Here is a 24,885-nt window from a genome sequence, read left to right as displayed (position 1 = left end):
CATTGGTTGTTTATGCTCGTTAAGTGTAATTCCTCGCGTGATGTCATCGCCTTTAACATTCACTGTGTTCACTTGAGCAGGGTATGTGGAAAGCATAACACGGTTTGTTATTTCCCAATTACAAAATTCGGTTTTTGAATGAGATTTTTCTTGATAAAGCCATAGGTTCTGAAAATCCGCTTCCAAGCCCACCCAATCCAACGCTATCGGCTCGCCATCGGAAGTGGTCATTGAAAAACGTGCATTGAGCCATTCTTTAACCTTGCGCTCGGCGTCGGGTTGGTCAATTCTGAAGGGGGTATTAAAAAAACGACCAATAGCCAGTTCGACGTCGTGTAAGGTATATTGATGTACCACCTCAATATTACCTGTATGAGCGTTCCAACTCACATCGGTTAAGCCAAAAAAATATTTGTGCGCTGCTACCTGAGGTAGCAGCGCACAAGAGGCGATTAAACCGATAATAGAACGCGAAATATTACTCTTCAGCGTTTTTATCATCCGTGTCTAATTCCTCGTTGTAGCGTTCCATCATACTGTCATCACCATGATCACGTTTGTATAACTCAATACGCGATGGTACAGCACGAGCTGGCCAGTAGTTATTCGAAGTATCGGTATCAGCAGTCTCCCAATACGGGTCAACTACAATTTGGTCAATCTTCTTATCACGAATCAACAGCTTGCTTACGTGCTCCGGCGAACGGCGCCAGATTTCAGCAGGAATACGAACGTGTTCTTTAGTACCGTCAGCGAAATGTAGGTCTAGTAAAATAGGCATCACCAACCCGCCTTTGTTACTAAAGTCGAGCACGTAGAAGTTTTTGCCGTTTTTCAGCATTTGCTTCTGTTCGTCATCTAGGCCATCAAGTAACTTTTTGTATTCGTTACGGTCCGCATTAGTGACGGTGTACTCGTCATTCTCGTTGTAGAAGTCACGAAGGTGTTCTTGTTGAGCAATCTTCTTGACCATATCTTCATTGCGAATCGCAGTGATAGATTTTGGATCTTGCTGATCAACTTCTTTCTTCCAAGCCTTTTCGACTTCTGGATCTTGAGTATTGACGGTTAGCAGGTTTACTTTGTCGAGCGAGATATCTACGTGGTCAGTGGTGTAGAACCAGCCGCGAATAAACCAGTCAAGATCAACACCTGATGCATCTTCTAAGGTACGGAAGAAATCTTCAGGAGTTGGGCGTTTGAATTTCCAGCGACGTGAGTATTCACGGAATGCAAAGTCAAACAATTCACGGCCAACAATGGTTTCACGCAAAATATTGAGCGCGGTCGCAGGCTTACCATACGCATTATTACCGAACTGCAGAATTGATTCTGAGTTTGTCATAATCGGCATTTGATTACGGCTAGCCATGTAACCTGTGATATTGCGAGCTTCTCCACGCCAAGACGGATAGTCGTCTTCCCACGCTTGCTCTGCAAGGAATTGAAGATAGGTATTTAGACCTTCATCCATCCAAGTCCACTGACGCTCGTCTGAGTTCACGATCATTGGGAAATAAGAGTGGCCAATTTCGTGAATAATGACAGAGATCAAGCCATATTTAGTACGTTTTGAGTAGTACTTCTCTCCACTCTCTTCGTTAACGTATGGACGCGGACCATTGAAGGTCAGCATAGGGTATTCCATACCACCGACCGGACCATTAACTGAGATAGCAACAGGGTATGGGTATGCAAAACTATATTTATTATAGTTTTCGATAGTGTGGATAATGGATGCAGTTGAGTAGCGTTCCCACAGAGGGTTACCCTCTTCAGGGTAGAACGACATCGCTAAAACGTCGCTTTCACCGTTATCAAACCCTTGAGCATCCCAAATAAACTTACGTGATGAAGCCCACGCGAAATCGCGAACGTTATCGGCTTTAAATACCCAAGTTTTAGTCTCAGAAGTCCCTTCTTTTTCGTTCTCCAAAGCTTCTTCTTGTGTGACAATTTTAACTGGCTTGTCAGCTGTTTCAGCTTCTTCTAAACGCTGCTGTTGCTCGTCGGTTAGGACTTCATCAGGGTTCTGCAATGTACCCGTTGCTGCAACGATATGATCGGCAGGTACGGTAATTGCTACTTCGTAGTTACCAAATTCCAAGGTGAATTCGCCACGACCCATGAATTGCTTGTTTTGCCAACCTTCAGCATCGTAGTAAGCAGCGACACGAGGGAACCATTGTGACATTTCGTACAAGTAGTTTCCGTCGTCTTCGAAATATTCATAACCACCACGGCCACCGAGTACGTCGGCTTCAATGATGTTGAACTTCCAACCAATATTGAATTCAATGGACTCACCCGATTTCAGGGGCTTATCTAAGTCAATACGCATCATCGTGTCATTGATGATGTAATCCATCTGTTCGCCGCGAGGGTCCGAGACGTCAGTGATGGTATAGCCCGCTGGAAACTCTTCTTGAGTCATCATCGTTTCCATTTGGCTAAAGCTGACTTTTTTCATTCGATCAGCATTGGTTGCCGAAGCTTGAGGACCGATAGAATCCTTCTTGAATCGGTTTTGGTCCAGCTGTACCCAAATGTAACGTAATGTATCGGGTGAGTTATTCGTGTAGGTAATCGTACTACGCGCATTAATGCTTTGGTTATCGTCATTCAAAGTGACTTGAATATCGTAATCAGCTTGCTGCTGCCAATAACCATGCCCGGGCGCACCAGAGGCTGTTCTGTATATGTTGGGAGAACGATATTTATCATCATTCAACTGGCGGAACTTGTCGTCAAACGCTTGGGCATTAATGGCCTGAGAGACCGCCATGCTTGCGACAGCTACACCAAGGAGGTGAGTTAACTTCATTGGTATTTCCTGTTGTTGTAGTAAGTACTAATGACATTTAGCACATAAACCATGTGCTTCTATGGTTTGTTCTTTGACCAGAAAGCCCTGATCCTCAGCCTGCGATTGCAGTTCGGAGTAAACGCCTTCAGAGTGAATTTCTTGAACATCTCCACAGCGATCACAAATTAACATTTGGACAGGGTGTTGATGCTCAAAATGCGAGCAAAGAACAAAACTATTCGATGAAGTGATCTTGTGAACAAAACCTTGCTCTTGAAGAAAGTCGAGCGCACGGTAGATCGTTGGCGGCTTTGCGTTAGGAACAGAGCCCTTGAGCAAGTCAAGCAAATCATAGGCACCAACCGCACCTTTTTGAGCTGCCAGAATACGAAAGACTTCACGACGCGTAGACGTTAATCGCGCGCCACGGTTTTGACAAAGCTTCTCGGCCTTACTAATTAATCGCTCTGTTTCGATAGTTCCCATATATGACCTTTTCATCTGCTGGCTTTGATTGTAATTAGATTTATCAGCCAAGCAACGCTCGACACAATAATCGTTTTTACTAAAGTGTAAATCATATCGTCCTATTTCGGAACTAACGTGGTGTTCTGAACAATATAAAACAGATATAATGGCACCTCACATAGCCAGTCGAGTTTTTAGCGTTACCGCCATAAGCTACAGGAGTTTTCGTTGTCAAAGCTATACCCTCATTTTGCTTCAGTCGCCCCGATGCTGGATTGGACGGATCGCCATTGTCGATACTTTCATCGTTTATTAAGCCCCAATACATTGTTGTACACCGATATGGTGACCACTGGCGCCATTATCTATGGTCAGCAAGATTTCCTAGCTTACAACGATGAGGAACATCCCGTTGCGCTTCAATTGGGTGGCGCTGATCCGAGCGCAATGGCACAGTGTGCAGTTCAAGCGCAAACTCGCGGCTATGACGAGGTTAATATTAATGTAGGATGTCCTTCAGACCGAGTTCAAAATGGCAGTTTTGGTGCTTGCTTGATGGCACAACCGAAATTAGTCAGTGATTGCATTAAGGCGATGAAAGCCGAAGTAGACATTCCAGTGACGGTTAAAACCCGTCTAGGGATTGATGAGCACGATAGCGATGAGTTTTTATATCAATTTCTAGATGCTTGTGTCGAGGCAGGCACTGATCAACTCACACTTCACGCGCGGAAGGCTTGGCTCAATGGGTTAAGCCCGAAAGAGAATAGAGAAATACCGCCTTTGCAATATGACCGCGTTTATCGTGCGAAGCAACGCTACGCCGAATTACCGATAGCTATCAATGGCGGCATTAAAACACTAGCAGAGACTCAGTTACATTTAGCCCATGTGGATAGCGTAATGATTGGACGCGAAGCATATCAGAACCCGTGGTTGTTGACTGAGTTAGAAACCCTATATACATCAAACCCTACCTCTATTTCACGAGAAAGTGTGGCGCGTCAGATGATTCCGTACATTCAGCAACACATTGCCGCAGGTGGTCGCGCGTGGCACGTTGTGCGTCACATGCTTGGACTTTTCCAAGGACAGCCTGGCGGAAAAAAATGGCGCCAGTTCTTGAGTATAAAAGGGCCTCGTTTAAATGATGCTGAAGCGCTTATTGAGGGCGCTATTGAGTTCCGGACAGATAGCTCCTTACGTCTCGCTGATATTCAGTAGCGATATTGACTAAAATTTAGTGTGTTTTGTAAAGCGGTGTGATTTTTTCACCAAGCCGAAGAAAGTGATAAAACCAACGTCCTAAAAAAGTATTTAAAAACAATCGATTATAATTTTTATAAAGTTGGCACAACCTTTGAAAGAGTAATAGCGACTTAATTAATACGTTACCTTCAAAGGAGCACAGCCATGAAAAAATTTATTATCACTTTGTCAGCCGTTGCCGCATTGAGTTCAGTCCCTGCAATGGCTCAAGATAGTCAAGAGAGTAGCATCCGTAGAGCTCTTCAAACTGAGGTCAGTTCAATTTCTGAGTCACTGTGGCAAGCATCAAAAGATGCTGTTGTATCCACTCTCGATGAAATCACTACTGAACTGTTTAGCGAAGAAGCTCTTGCTTCACGTGAATCACGGGATGACTCAGCTGAGTCAAACGACGACAACAAAAGCGAGTAATCACCATGGCGTATCTCACTCAATGGTGGTTGGTTTGGTTAATCGCACCGGTGTTAGGCACAGTTATCATCGGTGCGGTGACCGCCGCGAGTTCATCGCTAGTGCGTCAGGGTTAAAGTTTTGTTAATCTGCAAGTTCTCTGTTTTGGTTGTGTTAAGGAACTTGCATGTTAAAAAAGACAATTACAATGACGGCACTAGCGGCACTTGTCGCTACCGCAACATCTAGTTTTGCTGAAGAATATACCGCTAGCGATAAAGCACGTATGCTAGCGAAAGAAAACCTACTTATCGATACGCACATCGACGTCCCCTATCGTATTCATAACGAGTGGGAGGATGTGACCGTCGCTACCGAAGGTGGAGATTTTGATTATCCAAGAGCGGTAGAGGGCGGTTTAAATGCCCCCTTTATGTCAATTTATATTCCTGCGCATTACGAACAGAGTGGTGGGAGTATTCAACTAGCGAATGAGCTTATAGATAGTATGGAGGCTCTCGTCGGTCGTGCGCCAGATAAATTCGCTATGGCTTATACGACAGAGCAAGTGAAGGAAAACACTGAAAAAGGCTTAATGTCTATTGCCTTGGGAATGGAAAACGGCACCCCCATCGAGGGTGATCTTGCCAACCTTGAGCACTTCTACAAGCGCGGTATTCGCTACATTACGTTGGCGCACTCACAGTCCAACCATATCTCGGATTCATCATACGACATCCGTCGCCAATGGGATGGTTTATCACCTTTTGGTAAGAAGCTTGTGAAAGCAATGAATGATATCGGTGTGATGGTCGATGTTTCACATATCTCCGATGATGCGTTTTATCAAGTTATCGAGATCAGTGAGGCGCCCGTTATCGCGTCACATTCGTCTTTACGTCAGTACACACCAGGTTTTGAACGCAACATGAGTGACGACATGCTGAAAAAGCTTGGTGAAAATGGCGGTGTCATTCAAATCAACTTTGGGTCTTCATTTGTTGCAAAGCAAGCCAACCGCTATCGCGATATGCTTAAAAAGCGTATTGAGGCAGTAAAAGAACAGTATGGCGAAGAGTCTGAGGAAGCAATGCAGCGTATTGCGGAGATCGAGAACAACAATCCTTACCCCTATGCCACGCTTGACCAGGTGCTTGACCATATCGACCATGTGAAAGCGTTGATTGGTGTCGAGCACATTGGTATCGGTTCGGATTACGACGGTGTCGGTGATTCCTTACCTGTAGGTTTGAAAGACGTGTCGAGTTATCCTAACTTGGTTCAGGGTTTGCTAGACCGCGGTTACACCGATGAAGAAATTAAAATGATCTTGGGTGGCAATTTAATGCGCGTCTGGCGGCAGGTAGAAGACCTCGCGAAGTAACACTTACCCGTTGGGTAGCTTGCGCCTTTGGGTAGCTTGCGCCTTTGGCGCAAGACCTACTTACTGCTAAATGTTGACAACCGGTCGCGAAGCTGTATAATTCGCGACCACATCAATTTTTGTTTAAGTTTAGCGACTTGCTTAATTGGTGTTCCACAACAGTCCCGATAGGGGATTGAATGGTTGACGTAGATAATCGCACCCCCGGTATGTGCCAGGGAGGTTGCGTTTGTCTGTGCTCTTTTTTAAATGCTCTTTAATTTGAGGCTTTGATTTTTTATGGCTAATCAAAGAATTCGGATTCGATTGAAAGCGTTCGATCACCGTCTGATTGACCAGTCAACTGCAGAGATCGTTGATACTGCAAAACGCACTGGCGCGCAGGTACGTGGACCAATTCCACTGCCAACTCGGAAAGAACGCTTCACCGTGCTGATTTCTCCACACGTAAACAAAGATGCGCGTGACCAGTACGAAATCCGCACCCACAAGCGTCTGATCGATATCATGGACCCAACTGACAAAACTGTTGACGCGTTAATGCGTTTGGATTTGGCAGCTGGCGTTGATGTACAGATCAGCTTGGGTTAAGTGGGCAGTAATAGGATTACACACGAGAGGTTTTAACAATGGCTATAGGTCTAGTCGGTCGTAAAGTAGGAATGACGCGTGTCTTCCAGGAAGACGGCGCTTCTGTTCCTGTTACTGTGATCGAAGTGCTGGCTAACCGCGTGACTCAGGTTAAAACTGAGGAAACTGACGGTTATCGTGCGCTTCAAGTAACCACAGGCGAAAAGAAAGCTAGCCGCGTAAACAAGCCTTCAGCAGGTCATTTTGCTAAGGCGAGTACTGAGGCAGGTCGTGGTCTTTGGGAATTTCGCTTAGAAGACGGCGAAGGCGATGATTTCGCAGTAGGTTCTGAGATTACAGTAGAAGTATTCTCAGAAATTAAGAAAGTGGATGTTACAGGTACGTCTAAAGGTAAAGGCTTTGCTGGTACCGTTAAACGCTGGAACTTCCGCACTCAAGACGCTACCCACGGTAACTCATTATCGCACCGTGCTCCTGGTTCAATTGGTCAAAACCAATCACCAGGTAAAGTTTTCAAAGGCAAGAAAATGGCCGGTCAAATGGGTAACGAGCGCGTGACAACTCAATCACTTGAGTTGGTTCGTGTAGACGCTGAACGCAACCTTTTATTGATTAAAGGTGCTGTCCCTGGCGCTACCGGTGGCGATGTGATCGTTAAACCTGCGGTCAAGGCGTAACGTCTGAGGAGAATGGTGATGGAATTAACATTGAAAGACGCAAAAGGCGCTCTTGAGGTTTCCGAAGCTACCTTTGGACGTGAGTTCAACGAAGCACTTGTCCACCAGGTAGTTGTTGCATATGCAGCGGGTGCTCGTCAGGGTACCAAAGCTCAGAAAACTCGTTCTGAAGTTGCTGGTGGTGGTAAGAAACCATGGCGTCAAAAAGGCACGGGTCGTGCACGTGCCGGTACTATCCGTAGCCCAATCTGGCGCTCAGGTGGTACTACTTTTGCGGCGAAACCGCAAAACCACGAACAGAAAGTTAACAAAAAAATGTACCGCGGTGCTGTAAAAAGCATCCTGTCAGAATTGATTCGTCAAGACCGTTTGCAGGTTGTTGAGAACTTTGAGCTTGAAGCGCCAAAGACTAAACAACTCGTTGCGAAGTTGAAAGAATTGAACCTGAACGACGTTTTGATCGTGACTAAAGAAGTTGACGAGAACTTGTTCCTTGCGTCACGCAACTTGCATAAAGTTGACGTACGTGATGTTCAAGGCATCGACCCAGTAAGCTTAATCGCGTTTGAAAACGTCCTGATGACTGCTGACGCAGTTAAGCAGCTTGAGGAGGTGTTGTCATGATGCGCGAAGAACGTTTACTTAATGTAATCTTGGCACCTCACGTTTCGGAAAAAAGCACCATGACTGCTGAAGGCTACAACACTGTAGTTTTCAAAGTAGCTAAAGATGCGACTAAGTCCGAAATCAAAGCAGCTGTCGAAAAACTTTTTGAAGTTGAAGTTAAAAACGTACGCACAGTGAACGTTAAGGGTAAATCTAAACGCACTGGTTTCCGCTTCGGTAAACGTAGCGACTGGAAAAAAGCGTATGTGGCCCTGAAAGAGGGTGCTGACATCGACTTCGTTGGCGGCGCTGAGTAACAGGAGGAATTATCATGGCTGTAGTTAAAAGTAAGCCTACGTCTCCGGGTCAACGCCACGTCGTAAAAGTCGTCGGTCAGGACCTGTACAAAGGCAAGCCTTTTGCTCCATTGCTGGACAAAAACAGCAAGAAGGGCGGTCGTAATAACAATGGACGTATCACTGTACGTCACATCGGCGGTGGTCATAAACATCACTACCGTATTATCGACTTTAAGCGTAATAAAGACGGTATCCCTGCAAAGGTAGAGCGTATTGAATACGATCCTAACCGTTCAGCGAATATCGCATTGGTATTGTACGCAGACGGTGAGCGTCGCTACATTTTGGCTCCTAAGAACTTGAATGTGGGCGACCGCATTGCTTCAGGTTCTGATGCGCCAATTAAAGCGGGTAACAGCTTACCTATGCGCAACATCCCAGTAGGTACTGTAGTACACGCAATCGAAATGCAACCAGGTAAAGGTGCACAGCTGGCTCGTTCAGCAGGTGCGTATGGCCAAATCCTGGCGCGTGATGGTGCATATGTCACTATCCGTTTGCGTTCTGGCGAAATGCGCCGTGTACAGTCTGAAGGTCGAGCGACCATCGGTGAAGTGGGTAACGCAGAACACATGCTGCGTCAATTGGGTAAAGCGGGCGCGAAGCGCTGGCGTGGTGTTCGTCCTACCGTTCGTGGTGTGGCGATGAACCCAGTTGATCACCCGCACGGTGGTGGTGAAGGTCGTACTTCTGGTGGTCGTCACCCAGTGACACCTTGGGGTACTCCGACTAAGGGCTACAAAACCCGTAAGAACAAGCGTACTGATAAGTTCATCGTACGCCGTCGCAACAAATAAGAGTTGAGGATTTAACATGCCACGTTCTCTTAAAAAAGGTCCATTTATTGACCTTCACCTGCTAAATAAGGTGGAGAAAGCGTTGGAAGCCGGGGATAAAAAGCCAATTAAGACTTGGTCCCGTCGTTCAATGATTATTCCAGATATGATCGGCTTGACTATCGCTGTACACAACGGTCGTCAGCACGTACCGGTATTCGTTTCTGACGAAATGATCGGTCATAAGCTGGGTGAATTCGCACCAACCCGTACTTATCGCGGCCATGCTGCTGATAAGAAAGCGAAGAAACGGTAAGAGGTAGAAAGTGATGGAAGCTATTGCTAAACACCAATTCGCCCGCGTTTCTGCTCAGAAAGGCCGTTTGGTTGCTGACCAAATTCGCGGTTTGCCAGTTGAAAAAGCACTGGACATTCTTGCGTACAGCCCTAAAGCAGCCGCTGGCTTGGTTAAGAAAGTACTTGAGTCAGCGATCGCTAACGCGGAGCACAACGAAGGTGCGGACATCGATGAGCTGAAAGTGGCTCGCGTCTTCGTCGACGAAGGTCCGACCATGAAGCGTATCAAGCCACGTGCCAAAGGCCGTGCGGATCGTATCTTTAAGCGCACCAGCCACATTACTGTGGTCGTGTCGGATAGCTAGGAGATAAATTATGGGTCAGAAAGTACATCCTAATGGTATTCGCCTAGGTATCTCCAGACCATGGAATGCAACCTGGTATGCGAATACAAACGAATTTGCTGACAACTTGCACAGTGATCATCAGGTACGTAAGTTCCTGACTAAAGAACTACGCAACGCATCAGTATCTCGTATCGTTATCGAGCGTCCAGCTAAGAGTGTTCGTGTGACTATTCATACTGCACGCCCTGGCGTTGTTATCGGTAAAAAAGGTGAAGACGTTGAAAAGCTTCGCCAACAAGTTCAGAAGTTGACTGGCGCTCCGTCGCAAATCAACATTTCTGAAGTGCGTAAGCCAGAATTGGATGCGCAACTTGTTGCTGATAATATCTCAGGTCAGTTGGAACGTCGTGTTATGTTCCGTCGTGCTATGAAGCGCGCTGTTCAAAACGCTATCCGTCTTGGTGCTAAAGGTATCAAGGTCGAAGTAAGCGGTCGTTTGGGCGGTGCAGAGATTGCACGTACTGAGTGGTACCGTGAAGGACGCGTTCCTCTGCACACACTTCGTGCAGACATCGATTACGCAACTTCTGAAGCGAATACCACTTACGGTATCATCGGCGTTAAAGTTTGGATTTTCCGTGGCGAAGTTCTTGGTGGACTTCCAACCGAGGAAAAACCAGCTCCAAAACGCGGCAAAAACCGTAAGTAAGGGGAGACGATATGTTACAACCAAAGCGTACAAAATTCCGTAAGGTTCACACAGGCCGTAACCGTGGTCTTGCGCAATCAGGTAACAAAGTCAGCTTCGGAAGCTTCGGACTAAAAGCAGTTGACCGTGGTCGTATGACTGCGCGTCAAATCGAAGCCGGCCGTCGTGCGATGACTCGTCACGTTAAGCGTCAAGGTAAAATCTGGATCCGTGTATTCCCAGACAAGCCTATTACCAAGAAGCCATTAGAAGTTCGTATGGGTAAAGGTAAAGGTAACGTTGAATACTGGGTAGCACAGATTCAGCCAGGTCGCGTACTGTACGAAATGGACGGTGTTTCTGAAGAACTGGCACGTGAAGCGTTCCGCCTTGCGGCACGTAAATTGCCATTCAAAACCACTTTTGTTACTCGGACGGTAATGTGATGAAAGCAAGTGAACTTAAAGAAAAAACCGTTGAGCAGCTGCAAGAAGAATTGCTGAACTTGCGTCGTGAGCAGTTCAACCTGCGTATGCAAGCGGCAACAGGTCAGCTGAATCAGACTCACATGATGAAGCAAGTACGTCGCGATATCGCACGTATTAAAACCATCTTAAATGAGAAGGCAGGTGCGTAATGGCTGAAGAAAAACGTGTTCGTACACTGCAAGGCAAAGTTGTGAGCGACAAGATGGATAAAACCATCACTGTAGCGGTAGAGCGTCGTGTTAAGCACCCGATCTACGGCAAATACATCTCGCGTACAACTAAAGTACACGCACATGATGAAGAGAATCAGTGCAAGATGGGCGATACCGTGATTGTTCGCGAATCACGCCCTCTTTCCAAGAATAAATCTTGGGCATTGCTCGAAATCGTTGAACGTGCTGAAATTGTCTAATTGCAGTTCGTAACAATATATACAAAGGCCTCCCTTGCGGAGGTCTTTTTTTTGATCTAAATAAAGTTTATTACGGTATACTTTATGACAAAATAATAACGTTACCCGTATTTTCATCTAAAGTAAGGAGCACAACATGACGAAAAGTTGGGTGCTAGCCGCCTCAATGCTGGCTGCCAGCCCAGTCTACGCTGTACCGATGCAGCAGGATCAGGAGTCGGTTCAGAAGGAGATTGAGGCATTAAAGCAAAAGCTGGCAGATCTCGAGGCGCGTTTAGCTAAGCAAGAAAAAGCTAAAGAAAAAATGAAAGAACATCATCAAGAGATGATGTCCAAAAAAGATTATGCTAATAAATCCAAACGGTCTCGTCGTATGCAAAGCGAAGAAGTGGCTGATTCAGGGGTTCAGGCACGCTTAGCTAAGCTCGAAGAGAAAACGGAAGAAAACGAAAATTGGCCAATTAAAGTACACGGTGCCGTTCGTTTTCAATACGAATACAATAACTATGACCGTGACAATGAAAACCGCACGGGCGACCTAGATTTTGATATTTTCCGTTTGAATTTTGATGGTGAAATCGGTGATGTTATTATCTCTGCTGAATACCGCTGGTTCCAGTATCAAGACGTCGTGAAACACGCTTGGTTTGGGTATAACTTTACCGATAAGTGGCAAGGCCAAATTGGCGTTGTTAAAGTGCCATTTGGTAATATGCCTTACAACTCTCACAGCTACTTTTTCAACTCAACATTTTATATTGGGCTAGAGGATGAGCACGATAACGGTATTAGATTCCTTTACCGCGGTGATGACTGGGATTTCGATATCGCTTATCACAAGTCCGATGAACAGGGTGGTGTTGATGGCTCAGCAACAGACCGTACAGCGCGTTACAACTACGATACTGTAGGTATTCGTCTGCCGGGTCAGGGCGCTTATGACACACCTGGGTTACCGATTGGTGAAAGCAATAGTTATGCATTGCGTGCCGCTCGCAAGTTTACGTTCAGTGATGAAGAAAACTTAGAGATCGGTGTATCGGCTCAAGGTAATAATTTCTATTCAGGTTCGGCGGCTGAAGGCTTTACTGCTGCACAAGAATATGAAAACCAAAACGTCGGTAATCGTTTTGCATGGGGTGTTCACGGTAACTACAACAATGGTCCTTGGAATGTTCAGCTACAGTACGCTGACTACGAGTATGACTTAAAGGTTGAAAATCGTGGCGTCTACATGGGTGCCTATGCCTACTATGATGCTATCCCAACTGAAGCCAAAGTTTATACAGGGAATGTGGCCTATACGTTGCCGGTAAACATTGGACCGATAACTTCGCTTACATTCTATAATGATCATAGCATTATAACCGATAAGCGCGGCTACCAGGACGATACTTGGATGAATGTTCTAGGCGTCGCCGTAGCAGCAGGCGGTGGTTTTTATACGTATATCGATTACGTGAAGGCCAAGAACCAACCGTTCATTGGAGGCAATATTGCTACTGATGGTGGTGAAGTAAATGATCGCTTTAATATTAACTTTGGTTATTACTTCTAAGGGTTAGTTACTTTGATCCAACGCAGAAAGTGGCGCCTCGGCGCCACTTTTTATTTGTCTGTTTCATGTTGATAGGCGTCTTCTTTATCACGCAAATCTCGTGTCGGCGCAAATTTTGGGAGCTCGGTGTGAAGCGCTGCTTTGGCAAGAATGTGAGCACTGATAGGAGCAGTTAGAAATAGGAAAATGGCTATCAGCAACTCGTTGAGTGTGAGAGTGCCCTGTGCCGAGGTCGATATGATTGCTGCTATTACTGTCCCACCAATTCCCATGGTAGTATTTTTAGTTGGCGCATGTAGGCGTGTAAAAAAGTCAGGTAATATTGCAAGACCAAGCGAACCGATGAAGGCAAATACCGCACCAATTAAGATGAAGAAAGCGATCACCCACTGTACCCACAACGGTAATTGATTTAAAGCTTCCATTGGTTTCCTCTTTTATTCAATTAAATCACCACGGAGTAAAAACTTACCCGCTGCAATCGTGCTAACAAAACCAAACATTGCAATCAAAAGAGCTGCTTCGAAATATGTTTGTGTATTTTGATAGATGCCGAGTAACAACAGCAGTGCTAACGAGTTTATATACACTGTATCCAGTGCAAGAATTCGGTCGGGTAGATGAGGACCTTTAGCAAGCCGCCAGAAGTTCATTATAATCGACAAACTAAACAGTACGAACGCTATGTGAATTACAGTCGTTAGCATTGGAATATCTCCTTCAAGCGACGCTCGTAGCGCTGACGTATCACGTTAATCGTTTCTTCTGGTGTCTCGTCAGAAAAAGCATGGATTAGTATGCCTCGGCGACCCCGAGTAATTTCGCAAGACACTGTTCCAGGGGTCAGAGTAATAGTGCTCGCCAAAATTGTTACAGGCAGTTCGTCTGTCATATCCAGAGGGAATACAAACAAAGCAGGTTTGAGGTGCTTTCTACGGCCTAAGATTAAAGCAGCCACTTTAAAGTTGGCCACGATAATATCGAAAATCAAAATAACGAGATAGACCAGCGCCAAATGTGGCTTTTTAATAGTTTTAAAATCAGGCCAAGCGGGCCGTAACAAAAGCGGTATTAAGGTCGTTATAATTAAACCTAGGATCACCACACCAGGTGCTATTGAATTAAATAGCAGCAACCATATGGCAAATAAGCTTAGTGTTAGAAATGGAGCTGGAAACACTTTACTCATATTGGTTCTCCTCGCCGCTACTAGGCGCAATGACTGTGGTCGGGTAAGATTGCGTATCGAGTAACTCGTCAGCAACACTATCGGTGTAGTCACGGATAGGGTTAGCAAATATAGTTAATATCAATGAGAGCGATAATAACATCCCGATTGCCACACGCTTTCCTATAGGAGCTGATTGTTCATTCGGTTTACCCTGCAGAGTATGCCAAATCATTTTACTACCAGTTCGGCTCATCATTATTAACATCACTAAGGTGGCAAGTAGCATTGTCCCCCACAACCAAAAACCACTCGTTGAGACCGGTGCGGCTTGTAAAATCATGAGTTTCCCAGCAAATCCACTTAATGGAGGTAAGCCGATAATTGCGATGGCCGCAATCAGAAACATAACGGCGTAGGTGTTGTGATTTGCCATACGTTTGCCTGTAACGATACGAGAAGCTGTTTTTCCACGTTCGAATGCCATGACGTCGGCAAGCAAAAACAAAGCGCCTGTGATCACTGTTGAATGAATTAAATAGAACAGGGCTGTACTGATTCCCGCAGCAGAGCTAAAGCTATAAGTTGCTAATAGTGTGCCTACCGAAACGATAACTAAATAAGCAACAAGTAATCTAAAGTCACGGGTACCTAGCATGCCAATAATGCCAAATATTAACGTCAATATACCGAGTATCCATAGCCAGTCTGCTGCGAGCCAAACGAGTTCGTTCGCCTCGGGCCCAAAGATAAGTGTGTAGACACGAATGATTGAATAGACGCCGACTTTGGTCATTATTGCGAAGAGCGCAGCAACCACTCCCGTGGTCGTCGAATAGGCCTGCGGTAGCCAAAAGTGTAGCGGAAGAATCGCTGCTTTAATACCAAACACAGCGAGCAACATGAAGCCTCCAGCTCTCGCCAATGCGGCCTCGTCACCTGATAACTGAGCCACCTTAACCGCCATATCGGCCATGTTAAGTGTACCCGTTGTTGCATATAAGGTGCCCACACTAATCAAAAATAGTGCACTACCGAGCAAGTTTAGTAGTACATAATGGAGCGTCGAACGTACCCGGAATTTGCCACCGCCATGCATCATTAGTCCGTATGACGAGATTAGTAACACCTCGAAAAAGACAAATAAGTTAAAAAGATCGCCCGTGGCAAAGGCGCCGATGATGCCCATTACCTGGAACTGGAAAAGTGCATGGAAATGGGAGCCTAGATTATCTTCGGTATAACAACCATAGATCAGCACCGGCAGTGCTAATACAGCGGTTAATAGGATCATTAAGGTACTGAGTTTATCCAGTACAAGTACAATACCAAAGGGAGCTGACCAGTCACCCAAAGCATAGACTAACATGCCGTTTTGGTTAACGTGCACAAGTAATAATGCGGCACAAACGAGCGTAAGAATACTTGATGCTAAACCAAGCGCGCGCCGTTTAGGCTGAGGACGGTCGCCCCAGGGTAATAGCTGCAGTAGCGCTGTGAATAAGGGTATCAGTATTGGTAAAATTGCTAGGTGTTGTTGCCACATCAGCGTGAAGACTCCCCACTATCTTGTTCGTTCACTTCATCCGTTCCAATTTCACCCCGTGTACGAACCGCCAAAATGACAGAGTACGCGGTCATCGCAAAACCTATTACAATTGCCGTCAGCACGAGTGCCTGCGGTAACGGATCGGCGTATTCGGTGTTCGTACCTAAGATAGGTGCACCGTCAATGGTGAGCCTGCCTGTGGAAAATAGGAATAAGTTGACCGCATACGAGAGCATGGTTATTCCAACCACGACAGGAAATGAACGACCTCTTAGGATCAGAAATACACTGCAGGCGGTTAAAACACCAACGGTCACTGAGAATAATGTTTCCATCTAGTTCCCCTCCTGACGCGGACGATGACGCGTTGTCATTTTCCCAAAGTTACTTAAAATCATCATGGTGGCTCCAATTACGGTTAGGAATACCCCCAAATCGAACAATAACGCAGTTGCGAATTCAAACTTACCAACAAGCGGCCATTTTAAATATGTGAACCAAGAGGTAAGGAAGGGCCGGTCGAAGAACCAACTACCAACGCCTGTTAATGCCGCAATCATCACGCCAAACGACATGAGTGATTGGTAATTTACATTAAATCGTTCCTTCACCCAGTCTACACCGTTAGCAATGTACTGGAGGATCATTGCTGAGGCCGCGATAAGACCGGCGATAAAGCCCCCTCCGGGCAGATTATGGCCGCGCAGGAAGATGTAGACCGCTACCACCATTGCCATCGGAAGGATTAAGTTCGCAACGTTAGTGAGCATCAGCGGGTGTTTGATACGATGCCATGGTCGTCCATCAATATCGCTCGACGGCATGAACGGTTTGAGCTTATTGAGTAACTTATGAATTCCCGCTGCGGCAATAGCTAAAACTGTAATTTCACCGAGAGTGTCGAAGCCACGAAAGTCGACTAGGATAAGGTTGACGACGTTAGTGCCACCACCGCCTGTTTTTGCATTCGCAATGAAAAAATCTGAAATCGTTTCAAAGTCACTCGTCAGGATCCCGTAGTTTAGTGTTGCAACTATACCACCGATTAAACTTGCGATTAAAATATCACGAAATACACGATGCCCGGTTGACGCGCGGGCTGTTTTCTGCGGCATAAAAAATAATGCAAGTACCATGAGAATAATGCTGACTACTTCGACGACCAGCTGTGTCATAGCGAGATCGGGGGCCGAGAAATGCGCGAAGGATAGCGATACCACAAGCCCGACGACTGAAAGCATCATAAGCATAATAAAACGGTGACGATGCAAAACAGCCGTGGCAAAGCCTGCAACCATGAGCACAGAAGCACCGACAATAGAAACAAAGTCAACGGGCAGTTGTTCTCTCGAGCCTTCCAAAGTCACTATTTCAAACAACTGCGGAATTACCAGTACGATGACGGAAATAAGTACTAACGCCATGTAGCGCTGTAACGAGCCCGTATCTATATACGTGAACAACTTGTTGGCACTATCGCATATCGACTGCACGATACGCTCGAAGTTATGCTTGGCATCTTGCCCTTCAAACTGACGATTAAACGTAAACAGTTGATCGCGCTGGCTGTAGATAACAATACCACCTACAATAGCGACGGCGCTCATCAACAGTGGGAGGTTGAAACCATGCCAGAGTGCCAGTTTTACCGTTATGTTATCGAGTACAACACTACTTACTGCTTGGTTTAATATACCGGACACCGTGAGCATTGGGAGTAGCCCTATGATAATGCACATGAGTGACAATATAAGAACCGGCAATGCCATCATTTTCGGCGGGTCATGAGGTTGTTTTGGAAGCTCCTTGTATCCACCATTAAAAAACACATCATGAATAAACCGAATAGAATAAGCGACCGATAGTGCTGCGCCCACGGTGGCGAGTACAGGAACAAACCAACTTAATCCACCGAACAGATGTTGGTTGAGAGCTTGGTCCAAAAAAAGCTCTTTAGACATAAAACCGTTAAAAGGAGGCACGCCAGCCATCGATGCAGTGACGATCATCGCAAGCGTCGCGGTAATCGGCATAAACTTGAGTAGACCTTGTAGCTTGCGCATATCTCGCGTGCCAGCCTCATGGTCAATTATGCCGGCGGTCATAAATAACCCAGCCTTGAAACACGCGTGATTAATCACGTGGAATAGCGCCGCGATCACAGCAGCCTGTGAGCCAATTCCAAGCAACATACAAATAAGGCCTAAATGGCTTACCGTTGAGAAGGCCAATAACCCTTTTAAGTCGTGTTTAAGTAGTGCGAAATAAGCACCGACTAACATTGTGATCAGACCAATGAGCGTAACAGTAATAAACCAAAACTCGGTTCCCGCCAGAGCAGGGTGCATGCGCGCAAGCAAAAATATACCGGCTTTAACCATCGTGGCTGAGTGCAAGTAAGCACTTACAGGCGTTGGTGCAGCCATAGCATGAGGCAACCAAAACTGAAATGGAAATTGAGCTGACTTAGTAAATGCGCCCAACAATACCAGAATGAGTGCAGGGATATATAAACTGTGTGCTTGAATTGCGTCTTTCGCGGCAAATATTGCGTCCAACTGGTAGCTACCGGCAATATGCCCAATAATCAGCAAGCCAGCGAGCAGTGCTAGTCCACCGGCGCCTGTTGTTGCAAGTGCCATGCGCGCGCCACGACGAGCGTCACTTTGATGATACCAATAACCTATCAACAAGAATGACGATATACTAGTGAGTTCCCAGAATGCCCACATCAACAGCACATTATCGGCTGTGACGATGCCAAGCATTGACGACATAAATAGTAATAAACAGGCGTAGAAACGACTGTCATTATCTTTACTAGACAAATAGTAATGGGCGTATAGGACAATCAACACACCGATACCGAGAATAAGGCTAACGAACAGGAGCGATAAGCCGTCCAGACGGAAGGCAAGGTCAAAATCAATATTCGGTAGCCACTGCTGTATGGCTGTGGGAATATCTCCTGCCAGCGTTTGCTGGGCAAGTGGCCATGCAACCAAAATGCATGAGATGGGTATTGCAATCGTCGCTATCGTCTTTACAGGTCGACTCGTTCGTCGAAGCAGTAAAGGAATCAAAGCACCAATCATTGGCGCGAACACAATATAAAATAGGTTCATAAGCTAAAACGTCTGGCCTCGGTTGCTATTCCACAGAACTGTACAAGTCAAACACAAACAATGTTTTACGACTTTACCATTGTAAAGGATGAGTGCCAACTGATACCGGTCGAGATACGGTGATTAACAAAAAAAGTGAGATAACCCTATCGCTTCAAATTTTTATCTGTTACAATTCGCCGCCCTTTTTATAAGGGAAAAACCAAAAGGCAGCACGACCCGAGAGGGTCTGTTTTTTTAACTAAGCGGGGCACTGAAATGATCCAAATGCAAACTACCCTGGACGTTGCCGATAACTCCGGCGCGCGCAGCGTACAATGTATTAAGGTTCTAGGTGGTTCGCACCGCCGCTACGCGAACATCGGTGATATCATCAAAGTTACTGTCAAGGAAGCAATTCCGCGCGGTAAGGTGAAAAAAGGCGATGTTGTGAATGCGGTGGTCGTTCGCACCAGAAAAGGCGTCCGTCGTCAAGACGGGTCGGTCATCCGTTTTGACCGCAACGCGGCTGTGTTGTTAAACAACAACCAACAGCCAATTGGTACTCGTATCTTCGGTCCGGTAACTCGTGAGCTGCGTTCTGAGCAGTTTATGAAGATTATCTCGTTGGCACCAGAAGTTTTATAAGGAGTCCATTATGGCGGCAAAAATTAAACGTGATGACGAAGTAGTCGTCCTGGCCGGTAAGGACAAGGGCAAGCAAGGCAAAGTCCTTAAAGTTCTTACCGATAAGAATCGCGTGATTGTGGAAGGTGTTAACGTTGTCAAGAAACATCAAAAGCCAAATCCGGCTTTAGGTGAATCAGGTGGCATCGTTGAACAAGAAGCACCAATCCATATTTCAAACGTAGCGATCCTTAACCCAGAGACAGGTAAAGCAGATCGTGTTGGATTCCGATTCGAAGACGGCAAAAAAGTCCGTTTCTTCAAATCGAACAACGCAATCATTTAATTCAATTTTGGAGTTTTACGATGGCGAAACTGCATGATTTTTATAAAGAATCGGTAGTTCCTGGACTGATGAAAGAGTTCAGCTACAACAGCGTCATGCAAGTCCCTCGGATTGAGAAAATCACCCTTAACATGGGTGTTGGTGAAGCTCTGGCTGACAAAAAAGTACTTGATAATGCAGTGGCAGACTTAGAGGCTATCTCTGGTCAAAAGCCAATTCGTACTGTAGCACGCAAGTCTGTCGCCGGTTTCAAAATCCGTGAAGGCTTCCCGATTGGCTGTAAGGTAACTCTGCGCGGCGAGCGTATGTGGGACTTTTTGCAACGTCTAATCTCGATTGCAATTCCACGTATCCGTGACTTCCGTGGCCTCAACCCTAAGTCGTTTGATGGTCGTGGTAACTACAGCATGGGTGTTCGTGAGCAGATCATCTTTCCGGAAATCGACTATGACAAAGTCGACAAGGTACGTGGTCTGGATATCACCATTACCACTAATGCTGGCACAGATGACGAAGCTCGTGCTTTGCTAGCTGCCTTTAACTTCCCGTTCAGAAAGTAAGGTGTAGAGTTATGGCAAAACAGTCAATGAAAGCGCGTGACGCGAAGCGAGCAAAGCTTGCGTCAAAATACGCAGAAAAACGCAATGCACTGAAAGCGGTCATTAATGACCCGAAAGCATCAGACGAAGAGCGTTGGGAAGCCGTACTTAAATTGCAACAGCTCCCACGTGATGCCAGTCCGACACGTCAACGTAATCGTTGTCGTATTACTGGTCGTCCTCACGGTTTCCTCCGTAAGTTTGGCATGAGCCGAATCAAGGTGCGTGAGATGGCGATGCGCGGTGAAATTCCTGGCTTGAAAAAAGCTAGCTGGTAAGCCACGAATCACGGGAGAAAGCAAATATGAGCATGCAAGATCCAATTGCGGATATGTTCACACGCATTCGCAACGCTCAAGGTGCTAACAAAGTGTCAGTAAAGATGCCTTCATCTAAGCAAAAAGTGGCAATCGCCGAAGTGCTTAAGAAAGAAGGTTTCATTATTGATTACCGCACTGAGAGTACTGCTAAACCTGAGCTTGAAATCGAACTTAAATACTTCGAAGGAAAGCCAGTTATTGAATCTATCGAGCGCGTTAGTCGTCCTGGTCTGCGTATTTACAAAAAACGCAACGAGTTACCTAACGTGATGGGTGGTCTGGGTATCGCTGTTGTTTCAACATCGAAAGGCCTAATGACCGACCGTGCCGCTCGCCAAGCTGGTCTTGGTGGCGAAGTCATCGGTTACGTAGCGTAATTAGGAGGTAGGAGATGTCACGTGTTGCTAAAGCACCTATTGAGATTCCTGCTGGCGTTGAAGTTACGCTAAACGGTCAGGAAGTTACCATTAAGGGTGCCCAAGGCTCACTGAGTCACGTTGTTAACGACGCGGTAGAGCTTGTTCAAGAAGAGAACGAGCTACGCACTGTCCCACGCGATGGAGTTGCAAACTCTACTGCGCAAGCGGGCACTGCACGCGCGTTGTTAAACAATATGGTAGTTGGAGTAAGCAAAGGGTTTGAACGTAAGCTGCAATTGATGGGTGTTGGTTACCGTGCGCAAGCGCAAGGTAATAAATTGAACCTAACTTTGGGCTTTTCACATCCTGTAGAGTTCGAGATTCCAGCAGGAATCACAATCGAAACTCCTTCTCAAACTGAGGTTGTCGTTAAGGGCGCAAACAAGCAGCTTGTTGGACAAGTTGCCGCTAACATCCGCGCATATCGTAAACCAGAGCCTTACAAAGGCAAAGGTGTTCGTTATTCGGATGAGCAAGTGCGCCGTAAAGAAGCCAAGAAAAAGTAGGGTAATACGATGGACAAGAAAGCAGCTCGCTTACGTCGTGCTACTCGCGCACGTAAACAAATCAAAGAGTTGGGTGCAAACCGTCTGGTTGTACACCGTACGCCAAGACATATTTATGCACAGTTGATCGCACCTAACGGATCTGAAGTGCTAGCAGCCGCTTCGACGGTTGAAAAGGCGATCCGTGACCAAGTGGAAAAAACAGGTAATGCTGATGCCGCTAAGGTTGTGGGTAAAGTTATCGCTGAACGCGCGGTTGAAAAAGGTATCAAAGACGTTACTTTTGACCGCAGTGGTTTTAAATACCACGGTCGCGTTGCTGCATTAGCAGACGCTGCGCGTGAAGCTGGACTTCAGTTCTAGGAGACGAACATGGCAAATGTAGAAGCTCAAAACGGTGAACTGATTGAAAAGTTGATCACAGTTAATCGTGTAGCAAAAGTTGTTAAAGGTGGTCGTATCTTTAGCTTCACTGCACTGACTGTGGTTGGCGATGGCAAAGGCAAAGTCGGTTTCGGTTACGGTAAAGCACGTGAAGTGCCTGCCGCTATCCAGAAAGCGATGGAAAAGGCACGTCGCAACATGGTGACTGTGCAGCTTAAGGGTGAAACTTTACAGCACCCGGTTAAAGGCCGTCACTCAGGTTCACAGGTATATATGCAACCAGCCTCTGAAGGTACCGGTATCATCGCAGGTGGTGCGATGCGTGCGGTATTGGAAGTTGCAGGTGTACATAACGTGCTTTCAAAAGCATATGGTTCAACCAACCCAATCAACGTTGTTCGTGCAACTATCAAAGCATTGAACGACATGAAGTCGCCTCAGCAAATTGCGGCTAAGCGTGGATTGCGCGTTGACGAGATACTGGGGTAGTGAACAATGGCGAAAAAGACATTAAAAGTAACACAGACGCGTAGCTCTATCGGTCGTTTACCGAAACATAAAGCTACACTACGTGGCTTGGGTCTCCGCCGTATTGGTCACACAGTAGAGTTGGAAGACACTGCTGCAGTCCGCGGTATGGTGAACCAAGTAATTTACATGGTTAAGGTGGAGGACTAAGCGATGAAACTTAATACTCTTGCTCCTGCACCGGGTGCAAAAAGCAGTAAGAAGCGCTTAGGTCGTGGTATTGGTTCTGGTCTCGGAAAGACTGGTGCTCGTGGTCACAAAGGTCAGAAGTCACGTTCTGGCGGTACCGTGAAGCCAGGTTTCGAGGGCGGTCAAATGCCAATTCAGCGTCGTTTGCCGAAATTTGGCTTTACTTCACGTAAAGCGGCATTAACAGCTGAAGTAAACCTAGCTGAGATCGCTAAAGTTGACGGCGATGTCGTTGACTTAGCAGCGCTTAAAGCGGCTAACTTAGTTCGTAAAGACGTTTTGACTGCTAAGGTCATTAAGTCGGGCGAAATCAGTCGTAAAGTAGCTGTTAAAGGTCTTAAAGTTACAAAAGGCGCTCGCGAAGCTATTGAAGCTGCTGGCGGAAACATCGAAGGATAGGTCTCATGGCTAAACCAGGATTGGAATCAAATCGAGCGCAAGGTGGCTTGTCGGAACTCAAGCGTCGCCTGTTGTTTGTGTTAGGAGCGATTATCGTCTTCCGAGCGGGCTCCTTTGTGCCTATTCCTGGTATTGATGCCGCCGTGTTAGCTCAGCTGTTCTCACAGCAAAAGGACACCATCGTTGCCATGTTTAACATGTTCAGCGGTGGTGCACTTGAGCGCGCATCCGTTTTTGCACTGGGAATAATGCCTTATATCTCTGCTTCAATTATTATGCAATTGGCTACGGTTGTTCACCCGCGTCTAGCAGAATTGAAGAAGGAAGGTGAGGCAGGTCGTCGTAAAATTAGCCAGTATACTCGTTGGGGTACGCTAATTCTTGCTACGTTCCAGTCAATAGGGATTGCCACGGGCTTACCTAACTTGATGCCTGGCCTGGTCATTGATCCAGGCTTTCAGTTTTACTTCACCGCCGTTGTGAGTTTAGTCACCGGCACCATGTTCTTAATGTGGTTGGGTGAACAAATTACTGAACGAGGCATCGGTAACGGTATCTCTATCCTGATTTTCGTGGGTATTGTTGCGGGCTTGCCTTCTGCTATCGGTCAGACAGCAGAACAGGCACGTCAAGGCGATTTAAATATATTACTCTTGTTGCTTATTGGTGTAATCGTGTTAGCGGTTACTTACTTTGTTGTTTTCGTAGAGCGTGGTCAACGTCGTATCGTTGTAAACTACGCCAAGCGTCAGCAGGGACGTAAAGTATTCGCGGCTCAAAGCACACACTTGCCATTGAAAGTTAATATGGCGGGTGTAATACCACCAATCTTTGCATCAAGCATCATCCTGTTCCCGGGTACAATTGCGACCTGGTTTGGATCAGGTGACGGTGTTGTTGCTGATGTTTTGCAGCAAATTTCGATGACTTTATCTCCAGGTCAGCCACTTTATGTGTTACTATATGCGGCTGCGATTATTTTCTTCTGCTTTTTCTACACGGCGTTGGTATTCAACCCGCGTGAAACGGCAGATAATCTGAAAAAATCTGGAGCGTTCATTCCGGGTATCCGCCCAGGTGAACAAACGTCTAGATACATCGATAAAGTAATGACTCGCTTGACATTGGCAGGCGCGCTATACATTACCTTTGTATGTTTGGTTCCTGAGTTTATGATGATCGCTTGGAACGTTCAGTTCTACTTTGGTGGCACTTCGCTACTGATTATTGTGGTAGTCATCATGGACTTTATGGCACAGGTACAGACTCATATGATGTCTCATCAATACGATTCTGTGCTTAAAAAAGCTAACCTTAAAGGCTACGGCCGCTAAGGTTGGATAGAAACGGAGAGTAGCAATGAAAGTTCGTGCTTCCGTGAAGAAAATCTGCCGTAACTGCAAAATCATCAAGCGCAACGGTGTTGTGCGCGTGATTTGCACTGATGCAAAGCATAAGCAACGGCAAGGTTGATTCGAAGGAAAGGGCGGCGGCTTTAGGGTCGCCACCTTTAGTATTTGCAATTCGGCAATCGGTTGAGTATCCTAACGGGCTTTTCAACTGAAGCCTACAAAAAAAGGAGACGTGTTAGTGGCCCGTATCGCTGGCATTAACGTTCCTGACAATAAACA

General features: G+C 46.1%; 36 protein-coding genes. 27 read left to right on the top strand and 9 right to left on the bottom strand.

The window, feature by feature from the left end:
* From ABNS04_RS09390 to zur, 3 genes are all read right to left on the bottom strand, one after another.
* On the bottom strand, nt 1-501 hold a 501-nt coding region (locus tag ABNS04_RS09390), incomplete at its 3' end, for a DUF6702 family protein (protein ID WP_348671383.1).
* The gene (locus tag ABNS04_RS09385) at nt 479-2,824 is read right to left on the bottom strand and encodes a M1 family metallopeptidase (RefSeq protein WP_272977380.1); all 2,346 of its coding nucleotides are present in this window, start codon (nt 2,822-2,824) and stop codon (nt 479-481) included. The genes ABNS04_RS09385 and ABNS04_RS09390, both read right to left, overlap by 23 nt.
* Nucleotides 2,825-2,851: 27 nt before the next feature.
* Nucleotides 2,852-3,292, bottom strand: coding sequence for a zinc uptake transcriptional repressor Zur (gene zur / locus ABNS04_RS09380; RefSeq protein WP_006957009.1), 441 nt, complete (start codon nt 3,290-3,292; stop codon nt 2,852-2,854).
* Between the two features lie 210 nt (nt 3,293-3,502).
* On the opposite strand from zur, the gene dusA reads away from it, so the two are divergent.
* From dusA to ABNS04_RS09305, 15 genes are all read left to right on the top strand, one after another.
* Entirely contained in the window at nt 3,503-4,498 is a 996-nt protein-coding gene (gene dusA, locus ABNS04_RS09375; protein ID WP_272977381.1) for a tRNA dihydrouridine(20/20a) synthase DusA, read from the top strand.
* Between the two features lie 189 nt (nt 4,499-4,687).
* Nucleotides 4,688-4,954 carry a hypothetical protein gene (locus tag ABNS04_RS09370; protein ID WP_272977382.1) on the top strand — a complete coding sequence of 89 codons (267 nt, stop codon included), beginning with the start codon at nt 4,688-4,690 and terminating at the stop codon, nt 4,952-4,954.
* Between the two features lie 166 nt (nt 4,955-5,120).
* Nucleotides 5,121-6,317 carry a dipeptidase gene (locus ABNS04_RS09365; RefSeq protein ID WP_272977383.1) on the top strand — a complete coding sequence of 399 codons (1,197 nt, stop codon included), beginning with the start codon at nt 5,121-5,123 and terminating at the stop codon, nt 6,315-6,317.
* A 279-nt stretch (nt 6,318-6,596) separates the two neighbouring features.
* A complete protein-coding gene (rpsJ, locus tag ABNS04_RS09360; protein WP_006956423.1) occupies nt 6,597-6,908 on the top strand; it encodes a 30S ribosomal protein S10 in 312 nt (103 codons plus the stop codon).
* A gap of 38 nt (nt 6,909-6,946) precedes the next feature.
* On the top strand, nt 6,947-7,585 hold the full coding sequence (gene rplC, locus ABNS04_RS09355; RefSeq protein WP_272977384.1) for a 50S ribosomal protein L3: 639 nt from the start codon (nt 6,947-6,949) through the stop codon (nt 7,583-7,585).
* Between the two features lie 18 nt (nt 7,586-7,603).
* Nucleotides 7,604-8,209, top strand: coding sequence for a 50S ribosomal protein L4 (gene rplD, locus ABNS04_RS09350; RefSeq protein WP_006956426.1), 606 nt, complete (start codon nt 7,604-7,606; stop codon nt 8,207-8,209).
* Nucleotides 8,206-8,508 (top strand): 50S ribosomal protein L23, encoded by a 303-nt coding sequence (gene rplW / locus ABNS04_RS09345; protein WP_006956427.1) that lies wholly within the window; start codon nt 8,206-8,208, stop codon nt 8,506-8,508. Before rplD ends, rplW begins: the two co-directional genes overlap by 4 nt.
* Nucleotides 8,509-8,522: 14 nt before the next feature.
* Nucleotides 8,523-9,347, top strand: coding sequence for a 50S ribosomal protein L2 (gene rplB / locus ABNS04_RS09340; RefSeq protein ID WP_110574985.1), 825 nt, complete (start codon nt 8,523-8,525; stop codon nt 9,345-9,347).
* Between the two features lie 16 nt (nt 9,348-9,363).
* Nucleotides 9,364-9,642 (top strand): 30S ribosomal protein S19, encoded by a 279-nt coding sequence (rpsS, locus tag ABNS04_RS09335; protein ID WP_026860408.1) that lies wholly within the window; start codon nt 9,364-9,366, stop codon nt 9,640-9,642.
* 13 nt (nt 9,643-9,655) lie between these two features.
* Entirely contained in the window at nt 9,656-9,988 is a 333-nt protein-coding gene (rplV, locus tag ABNS04_RS09330; RefSeq protein ID WP_006956456.1) for a 50S ribosomal protein L22, read from the top strand.
* A gap of 10 nt (nt 9,989-9,998) precedes the next feature.
* On the top strand, nt 9,999-10,679 hold the full coding sequence (rpsC, locus tag ABNS04_RS09325; protein WP_006956455.1) for a 30S ribosomal protein S3: 681 nt from the start codon (nt 9,999-10,001) through the stop codon (nt 10,677-10,679).
* A gap of 11 nt (nt 10,680-10,690) precedes the next feature.
* Nucleotides 10,691-11,104: a 50S ribosomal protein L16 gene (gene rplP / locus ABNS04_RS09320; protein WP_006956454.1), complete on the top strand. Its 414-nt coding sequence runs from the start codon at nt 10,691-10,693 to the stop codon at nt 11,102-11,104.
* Nucleotides 11,104-11,295, top strand: a complete 192-nt coding sequence (gene rpmC, locus ABNS04_RS09315) for a 50S ribosomal protein L29 (RefSeq protein WP_006956453.1) — start codon at nt 11,104-11,106, stop codon at nt 11,293-11,295. Before rplP ends, rpmC begins: the two co-directional genes overlap by 1 nt.
* Nucleotides 11,295-11,558: a 30S ribosomal protein S17 gene (gene rpsQ, locus ABNS04_RS09310; RefSeq protein ID WP_006956452.1), complete on the top strand. Its 264-nt coding sequence runs from the start codon at nt 11,295-11,297 to the stop codon at nt 11,556-11,558. The genes rpmC and rpsQ overlap by 1 nt, the downstream gene beginning before the upstream one ends.
* 136 nt (nt 11,559-11,694) lie before the next feature.
* Nucleotides 11,695-13,116, top strand: coding sequence for a carbohydrate porin (locus tag ABNS04_RS09305; protein WP_272978081.1), 1,422 nt, complete (start codon nt 11,695-11,697; stop codon nt 13,114-13,116).
* Between the two features lie 50 nt (nt 13,117-13,166).
* Here the strand turns inward: ABNS04_RS09305 and ABNS04_RS09300 are convergent, their stop codons facing one another.
* From ABNS04_RS09300 to ABNS04_RS09275, 6 genes are read right to left on the bottom strand one after another with little or no spacing between them, the layout of a single operon-like run.
* Nucleotides 13,167-13,541, bottom strand: a complete 375-nt coding sequence (locus ABNS04_RS09300) for a Na+/H+ antiporter subunit G (protein ID WP_006956450.1) — start codon at nt 13,539-13,541, stop codon at nt 13,167-13,169.
* A gap of 12 nt (nt 13,542-13,553) precedes the next feature.
* Entirely contained in the window at nt 13,554-13,823 is a 270-nt protein-coding gene (locus tag ABNS04_RS09295) for a K+/H+ antiporter subunit F (protein WP_006956449.1), read from the bottom strand.
* Nucleotides 13,817-14,305 carry a Na+/H+ antiporter subunit E gene (locus ABNS04_RS09290; protein ID WP_006956448.1) on the bottom strand — a complete coding sequence of 163 codons (489 nt, stop codon included), beginning with the start codon at nt 14,303-14,305 and terminating at the stop codon, nt 13,817-13,819. The genes ABNS04_RS09295 and ABNS04_RS09290 overlap by 7 nt, the downstream gene beginning before the upstream one ends.
* The gene (locus ABNS04_RS09285; RefSeq protein WP_006956447.1) at nt 14,298-15,830 is read right to left on the bottom strand and encodes a monovalent cation/H+ antiporter subunit D; all 1,533 of its coding nucleotides are present in this window, start codon (nt 15,828-15,830) and stop codon (nt 14,298-14,300) included. Before ABNS04_RS09285 ends, ABNS04_RS09290 begins: the two co-directional genes overlap by 8 nt.
* Nucleotides 15,830-16,168, bottom strand: coding sequence for a Na+/H+ antiporter subunit C (locus tag ABNS04_RS09280; protein WP_006956446.1), 339 nt, complete (start codon nt 16,166-16,168; stop codon nt 15,830-15,832). The genes ABNS04_RS09285 and ABNS04_RS09280 overlap by 1 nt, the downstream gene beginning before the upstream one ends.
* Complete coding sequence (locus tag ABNS04_RS09275) at nt 16,169-18,958, bottom strand: monovalent cation/H+ antiporter subunit A (protein WP_272978082.1); 2,790 nt, start codon at nt 18,956-18,958, stop codon at nt 16,169-16,171.
* Between the two features lie 258 nt (nt 18,959-19,216).
* Here ABNS04_RS09275 and rplN point away from each other — a divergent pair, with 258 nt between their 5' ends.
* From rplN to rpmJ, 12 genes are read left to right on the top strand one after another with little or no spacing between them, the layout of a single operon-like run.
* On the top strand, nt 19,217-19,585 hold the full coding sequence (rplN, locus tag ABNS04_RS09270; RefSeq protein ID WP_006956444.1) for a 50S ribosomal protein L14: 369 nt from the start codon (nt 19,217-19,219) through the stop codon (nt 19,583-19,585).
* A gap of 10 nt (nt 19,586-19,595) precedes the next feature.
* Nucleotides 19,596-19,910 (top strand): 50S ribosomal protein L24, encoded by a 315-nt coding sequence (gene rplX / locus ABNS04_RS09265; RefSeq protein ID WP_006956443.1) that lies wholly within the window; start codon nt 19,596-19,598, stop codon nt 19,908-19,910.
* A 20-nt stretch (nt 19,911-19,930) separates the two neighbouring features.
* Nucleotides 19,931-20,470, top strand: coding sequence for a 50S ribosomal protein L5 (gene rplE / locus ABNS04_RS09260; RefSeq protein WP_006956442.1), 540 nt, complete (start codon nt 19,931-19,933; stop codon nt 20,468-20,470).
* A gap of 11 nt (nt 20,471-20,481) precedes the next feature.
* Nucleotides 20,482-20,787 (top strand): 30S ribosomal protein S14, encoded by a 306-nt coding sequence (gene rpsN, locus ABNS04_RS09255; RefSeq protein ID WP_071463929.1) that lies wholly within the window; start codon nt 20,482-20,484, stop codon nt 20,785-20,787.
* A 26-nt stretch (nt 20,788-20,813) separates the two neighbouring features.
* On the top strand, nt 20,814-21,206 hold the full coding sequence (rpsH, locus tag ABNS04_RS09250; protein WP_006956440.1) for a 30S ribosomal protein S8: 393 nt from the start codon (nt 20,814-20,816) through the stop codon (nt 21,204-21,206).
* Between the two features lie 14 nt (nt 21,207-21,220).
* Nucleotides 21,221-21,754 (top strand): 50S ribosomal protein L6, encoded by a 534-nt coding sequence (gene rplF / locus ABNS04_RS09245; RefSeq protein ID WP_006956439.1) that lies wholly within the window; start codon nt 21,221-21,223, stop codon nt 21,752-21,754.
* A 9-nt stretch (nt 21,755-21,763) separates the two neighbouring features.
* Nucleotides 21,764-22,117, top strand: a complete 354-nt coding sequence (rplR, locus tag ABNS04_RS09240) for a 50S ribosomal protein L18 (RefSeq protein ID WP_006956438.1) — start codon at nt 21,764-21,766, stop codon at nt 22,115-22,117.
* 9 nt (nt 22,118-22,126) lie between these two features.
* Complete coding sequence (gene rpsE, locus ABNS04_RS09235; RefSeq protein WP_272978083.1) at nt 22,127-22,627, top strand: 30S ribosomal protein S5; 501 nt, start codon at nt 22,127-22,129, stop codon at nt 22,625-22,627.
* 6 nt (nt 22,628-22,633) lie between these two features.
* Nucleotides 22,634-22,816 (top strand): 50S ribosomal protein L30, encoded by a 183-nt coding sequence (rpmD, locus tag ABNS04_RS09230; protein ID WP_006956436.1) that lies wholly within the window; start codon nt 22,634-22,636, stop codon nt 22,814-22,816.
* A gap of 3 nt (nt 22,817-22,819) precedes the next feature.
* Nucleotides 22,820-23,254 (top strand): 50S ribosomal protein L15, encoded by a 435-nt coding sequence (gene rplO, locus ABNS04_RS09225; RefSeq protein ID WP_006956435.1) that lies wholly within the window; start codon nt 22,820-22,822, stop codon nt 23,252-23,254.
* A gap of 5 nt (nt 23,255-23,259) precedes the next feature.
* Nucleotides 23,260-24,588 carry a preprotein translocase subunit SecY gene (gene secY, locus ABNS04_RS09220; RefSeq protein ID WP_006956434.1) on the top strand — a complete coding sequence of 443 codons (1,329 nt, stop codon included), beginning with the start codon at nt 23,260-23,262 and terminating at the stop codon, nt 24,586-24,588.
* A 25-nt stretch (nt 24,589-24,613) separates the two neighbouring features.
* Nucleotides 24,614-24,727 carry a 50S ribosomal protein L36 gene (gene rpmJ / locus ABNS04_RS09215; RefSeq protein ID WP_006956433.1) on the top strand — a complete coding sequence of 38 codons (114 nt, stop codon included), beginning with the start codon at nt 24,614-24,616 and terminating at the stop codon, nt 24,725-24,727.
* Nucleotides 24,728-24,885 lie beyond the last annotated feature (158 nt).

Source organism: uncultured Idiomarina sp. (assembly GCF_964010655.1).
Taxonomy (GTDB): Bacteria; Pseudomonadota; Gammaproteobacteria; order Enterobacterales; family Alteromonadaceae; genus Idiomarina; species Idiomarina baltica.
Note: the sequence above shows the minus strand (reverse complement) of the source record. Positions and strands in the feature narration are given on the sequence as shown.